The organism is Alcanivorax sp. (genome assembly GCF_014762765.1).
Lineage (GTDB): Bacteria > Pseudomonadota > Gammaproteobacteria > Pseudomonadales > Alcanivoracaceae > Alcanivorax.
Window position 1 is genome coordinate 7,186 of record NZ_JABURH010000118.1, and the last position, 1,077, is coordinate 8,262.

Sequence of the window (1,077 nt, forward strand, 5' to 3'; positions counted from 1 at the left end):
CGCAACGCCTTCTTGTCGATCTTGCCCACCGAGGTGAGCGGAATGGCATCCAGGAAGAACACTTCTTTCGGCACCTTGTAGGGCGACAGGTTTTCCCGGCAGAAACGGTCCAGCTCGGCTTTCAGGTCGGTGTCGTTCTTGTCGCAATCCGCGCTGCGCTCCACATAAAGCTGCACGATGTCATTGCCTGGCCGGTCGTTATCCGGGCGGCCCACCACCGCGCACATGGCGACCCAGGGCAGGCTCTGCACCTTGCCTTCCACTTCCACGGAAAACACCTTGTAGCCGCCCACAATCAGCATGTCCTTGCTGCGATCACAGACACGCACAAAGCCGTCGTTATCCATCACACCGATATCGCCGGTGTGCATCCAGCGCTTGCCGTCGATTTCCTCCAGGGCCTTTTCCGTGGCCTCCGGCATGGCCAGATAGCCCTGCATCACCTGGGGACCGGCGGCGATGATTTCGCCGGGTTCGCCCAGTGGCATTTCCTTACCGGTGTCCACATCCACAATGCGCACCTCGGTGCCCGGCAGGGGAATACCCACATGGCCTTCCTTGAAATGAGAGGCCGGGTTGAGGGTGATCACCGGGCTGGTCTCGGTCATGCCATACACTTCGCAGAACTTGTTTTTGCCGATCACACTTTCCAGCCGTTGCACTTCTTCTTTGGCAAAAGGCGCAGCACCGGAAATGGCCATGCGCAGGCCGCTGAAATCCAGCCCCCTGAATGTCTCGTTGGCACACAGCATCTGGTACAGCGCCGGTACTGCCGCCAGCACGGTGGGAGTGCGCGCGGTCATTTCCGCCACGAAGTGATCAATGTCGCGGGGATCGGGAATCAACAAAAAGGTGGAGGCGGTGCGCAGGGCGTTGAACACCACCGCCGCGCCGCCGATATGAAACAGCGGAAACGCGGAGGCCACGGTTTCCTCGCCGGTGCGATACCCGTAAAACACATTGGCCTGCAGGTTATTCATAAACAGGTTGCGCGAGGTCAGCCGGGCCCCCTTGGGCAGGCCCGTGGTGCCGCCGGTGTACTGCAGGTACAGCACCGAATCCATATCCACCGGTGTG

The 1,077-nt window shown here is 60.4% G+C and carries 1 protein-coding gene; it reads right to left on the minus strand.

Going from position 1 to position 1,077, the window contains the following annotated elements:
* On the minus strand, positions 1 to 1,077 hold a 1,077-nt coding region (locus HUJ17_RS07745; RefSeq protein ID WP_290510155.1), incomplete at both ends, for an AMP-binding protein.